At 45.1% G+C, this 4864-nt stretch carries 2 protein-coding genes; one reads left to right on the top strand and one right to left on the bottom strand.

Annotation, left to right across the window (positions count from 1 at the left end):
* On the bottom strand, nucleotides 1–2087 hold a 2087-nt coding region (locus GX654_10560), incomplete at its 3' end, for an FAD-dependent oxidoreductase (protein ID NLD37298.1).
* 400 nt (nucleotides 2088–2487) lie between these two features.
* On the opposite strand from GX654_10560, the gene GX654_10555 reads away from it, so the two are divergent.
* Entirely contained in the window at nucleotides 2488–4581 is a 2094-nt protein-coding gene (locus GX654_10555) for a TonB-dependent receptor (protein ID NLD37297.1), read from the top strand.
* The last annotated feature ends 283 nt before the right edge of the window (nucleotides 4582–4864 follow it).

The raw sequence follows: 4864 nt of genomic DNA, 5'->3' as shown, positions 1-4864 counted from the left end.
GAATTTACGCACTGCCCGCAGCTCACGCAGTATGTCTCATTGAGCGGTTTACCTGTTCTTGTACCAACAAGCATCCTGCCATTCTTAAGATAATAGGAGAGCACATCCACACCCACAACCTCTGCACATGCGGCAATACACCTGCCGCATGAGATACACTTGTTGTGATCCCTTACTATAAACGGATGGTCATTTGCCTGTGGAAAGAACGGCCTCTCATGAATTGGTTTGATATATGTTAAATTATGAGCCTTGGCCTCTGCCTTAAGATCACAGGTGTACCTTGCGCCGCACCCGCAGCGGAGGCAGCGTCTGGCCTCTTCCCTTACCTGTTCTGTGCTTAAGCCCAGTTCAACCTCATTAAAATTATTCTTCCTGGCCTCAACCTCCAGTGCAGGCATCTTTGACCTGGGAAGTTTTGGCATCTCTTCGAATTCCCATCTTGGAAGATCCTCAAGTGTGCCCCTGCTGCTGTTATATTCAGCCTTTTCTTCTCTCACATACCCTTCTGTCAGATAGCAGTGCATTGCCTCTGCGGCGCGACGGCCTGCCCCAACTGCCTGGACAACAGTGGCAGGGCCAGTAACGCAGTCACCGCCGGAGAATACCTTGTCTACCGAGGTCTGCATGGTGCGCCCGTCGATCTTTATATCGCCCCATTTATTCAGTTTTACAGGAAGGTCATTATACAAAAACTGGGTGTTTGTGCTCTGGCCAATGGCGCCAATGATTGTGTCGGCCTCCATGATGAACTCACTTCCCTCAATGGATACTGGGCGGCGACGGCCTGACCTGTCAAGCTCACCAAGGGTCATCTTTATGCACTCAAGCTGTTTTTTGCCATTGCCCTCAGTTATCTTCTTTGGTGCTGTGAGGGTTAAAATCTCAATGCCTTCATGCTTGGCATCTTCGACTTCATAATGCTCAGCAGGCATCTCATCCTCTGTCCTGCGGTATATGATCTTGACATCCTTTGCACCCTTGCGCAGTGCGGTGCGGGCGCAGTCAATAGCGGTGTTCCCGCCGCCTATAACTATGACCTTATCGCCTATATCAATCTTTTCTCCCTTTGTAACTATCTCAAGAAAGTTGATGCCAAGCCATACATTCTTGAGATTTTCACCCTCAATCTGCATTGGGGTTGCCCGCCATGAACCTATTGCAAGGTAAACCGCATCAAAATTCTTATGGAGGTCTTCAAGGTGTATGCTTGTGCCAAGATTTTTTTCGCAGATAATCTTTACTCCCAGTGCCCTTATAACATCAATCTCCTTGTCAAGCTGTGCCTTTGGCAGACGATATTCCGGGATGCCGTAACGCATCATACCGCCAGGCTGGTTGTGACGCTCAAAGACAGTAACATCATGACCGTTAATAGCACTGTAGTAGGCAGCTGAAAGGCCTGAAGGGCCTGCGCCGATAATGGCGATCTTTTTGCCTGTTGATTCAGCCTTTTTGGGAACAAACGGGGTTCCGCTTGCAATGTCCCAGTCTGCTGCAAACCGTTTTACATAATTGATGGCAACGGGTTCGTCAACCAGGTTACGCCTGCACTGGGCCTCACACGGGTGAGGACATACACGACCGCAGGCTATTGGAAAGGGGTTCTTTTGCTTTATAACCTTCAGGGCTGCCTCAAAATTACCGGCTTCAACATGCATCAGGTAGAATTGAATATCAATATGGGCCGGGCAGGTCATTACGCATGGCGCTGTACAGTCTGCATTATGGTCGCTTAAGAGCTGTTCAAGCCGTACCCTTCTATATGCCTCAAGATGATGGCTGGAGGTAATGATATTCATCCCCTCTTTAATGGGGGTCTGGCAGCTTTTTACGCTTCTTACGACCTTTCCATCCTCTTCAAGCTCCACTTCACAGAGGCCGCAGTTCCCATTGGCCCTTTTAAGCCTTATGTCATAACAGAGGTGAGGGATATGTATACCCTCCTGCTGTAGAGACTGAAGAATGGTAAGCCCGCCATATACCTCGGTTTCTTTTCCGTTTACTGTAACCTTTATTCTTTTAAATTCTGAACTTTTCCTGGCCGCAAGGGGTATATACCCTGCTGCGGTTCTTAGCTCCTTCATAAGGGAGGAGCGCTCCATATCAGCACTGTCGGATTGTTTATATGTCTCACTACCGCTCATAATTTGATCTCCTTTGATTTTTTATCAGATTTAAATCTGCTATTTTTTCGGTCTACCGGGATAAAAAAAGGGCAACCAAAAAAAATATCAGGGATATATATCATTATTCCTGGTTCTATGCAAAAAAATAATTTGGTGCAAAGTATTTTAAAAAGGGCTAACCTATTTAACTGTTTAGGAATTTTAATCGGCAAAGGGCAGATAATTCTAAGATTGAGAGCCAAAAGGGAATATTTTTTTTGCAAATCCATAAAAGATATTTAGTATAGCGGGAATGTAAAAGGAATAATAGATGAAAATAAGGTTTAAAAAAGACGAGATATGAATATGGAGATTTATAATGAAAGCTGTAACTGTAATTCTATTAATAGTAATGGTCATGTCAGGTCAAATAATTGCGGAAGAGAAAAAACCTGATGAAAATACAAATAGCAAAGATACATCACATATACTGGATGAAATAATCGTAACTGCAAGGGGTTATGCCTCGGAGATTAAAAAGGTGCCGGGCGGCACTGGGGTGATAAACTCAAAGGACATACACTTTATACAGCCAAGCAGCATATCAGACGCACTCAGGGTTATCCCCGGCGTTACAAAGAGTTCTGACTCGCCCTGGGGATCAGAGATAAATATCAGGGGAAGCTCAAGGGCAAATGTTGTCTTTCTTGTTGATGACATCAGGCTTAATACTGCAACCGATATAGGGGCACAGTTCGGCACTATTGACCCGGCCTCTGTTGAGCGGGTTGAGATACTTAAAGGCCCTATCTCTTCTCTGTATGGCTCCGGCACAATGGGGGGGGTGGTGAATGTAATCACCAGGAGCGGCAGGTTCAGCCATGATGCCTATACAGAAGGAGGCCTCAACCTGCTCTATAATTTCAATTCTGATGGTGGAAGCACATATGCATATACCGCCTATAATGCACCTGATTACTATGTTTTTGCAAGCGGCAGCTTCAGGGATTTCGGGTCATATAAGGATGGAAGAAACAATACGATGAAAAACAGCGGGTTTTCAGACCTGCAGGGGATAATGAACCTTGGTTATAAAACCAATGAAATAAACACAACAGAGCTTAAAACCCAGTATTACAGGGGTGATGAGATAGGCATCCCCGGAGCGGGCAGTGTGGGCTTCCCGGCTGAGGCAACCGTGACATATGATGAGGTTGACCGTGTCCTGATCAACCTTGAGCACACCTACCGGCCTGAGGTCGGCTTTTACCAGGAGTCAAAGCTCAGGCTTTCATACCATTCCATAGACAGGCATGTGAGGGTTAATGATATCCCCCCTCCCACAGGAGCTTTTTTAAAAAGTATTGAACCTGGCGCAATACATAAAACCTACTCGATTGCCCTTATTAACAGGTTTAAGACAGATAATCATGACATAATGCTAGGCCTTGATACCTGGAAACGAACCTATGACGGAAAAAGGGTGCGAACAAAGCATAATGGTGAGACCTCCATAGATACCCCCATACCTGACTCATATTATCTTTCATCAGGTATTTATACAGAGGATGAATGGGAGATAAATGACCGGTTTTCAATGAATATCGGAGGCAGGTTTGACAGGATTCAGGTAAAAAATGAAGAGACAGACCTTTATAAGACTGCATTTGCTACTGCACCCCCTCCTCCCCAGCCAAACAGGAGGATATGGGATAAATATGATGTGACCGAATATTCATGGAACGCCCATACAGGGGTCACATATGAGATAAACAGCCTCTGGTCAACAGACTTTATTATAGCGAGGGCATACAGGGCTGCCTCACTTGAAGAGAGGTATAAATACCTTAACCTGGGAAGCGGGGCGGAAAAGTGGGGAAACCCCAATCTTGAGCCTGAAAAGTCCATGTTTTTTGAATATGGCATAATCAGAACAGGCGATATCTTAAAGGCAGGGATAGCACTATATTATAATGATCTGGAAAACCTGATTGCAGAAAACAGGGTAAGCCCTACCCGCATAGAGCTCCAGAATATAAGCGAGGCAGAGCTGTATGGCGGAGAGATCGAATTTACCCTGCGTCCGACAGCGTGGTTCTCCGCCTCAGGTAATGTGGCATATACAAGGGGGCGTGACACAGGTAATGATCAGGACCTCCCCTCAATATCGCCAATAAATGGTTTTTTAAGGCTCTGCTATTATCCTTTTCAGGGGGCATGGGCGCAGCTTGATGCCATATATAACGGCTCACAGAAAAAGGTGCCCACAGGGGTGAATATATCTGATAAATGGACAAGGTTTGATTTTATGGCAGGTTACAAATTTATTGTTGCCACGACCGGGCATGAGATATATGGGGCGATAGACAATATATTTAACAAGGCATATTCCGATTACCTGACCAGTTCAAGGGGTTTTACCTTTAATGAGCCCGGAAGGACATTCCGCATAGGGTATAAGATGGAGTTTTAAACGAAGGGTCTTCACCGCAGAGAACGCAGAGTTCGCAGAGATTAATATTAATAATTACTTCTTCACGTCCTTTGTGCTCTTTGCGGAATTTAAGGGACGTTGTTGACTAACGTGACAAAACACCTGAAAGTCATTTATTCCTTTCAAATATTCTCGATCACTCTTGTCCAAAAACGGTTTTTAGTTAATGAATTTTGATATTGAAAAAGTCCTCCTTATGGGAGATCGTTAAGTTACCAGACAAAACGAATTCCCAAAAGCAAAAGGAGGACAAACCTATGGT

It is taken from the genome of Desulfatiglans sp., from assembly GCA_012513605.1.
Lineage (GTDB): Bacteria > Desulfobacterota > DSM-4660 > Desulfatiglandales > HGW-15 > JAAZBV01.
The sequence above is the reverse complement of the archived record's forward strand: the minus strand, read 5'-3'. Positions and strand labels throughout refer to the sequence as shown.

What these genes read in the sequence shown, in the direction of transcription:
- GX654_10555 (NLD37297.1), top strand. Translation starts at nt 2,488, where the DNA reads ATGAAAGCTGTAACTGTAATTCTATTAATAGTAATGGTCATGTCAGGT.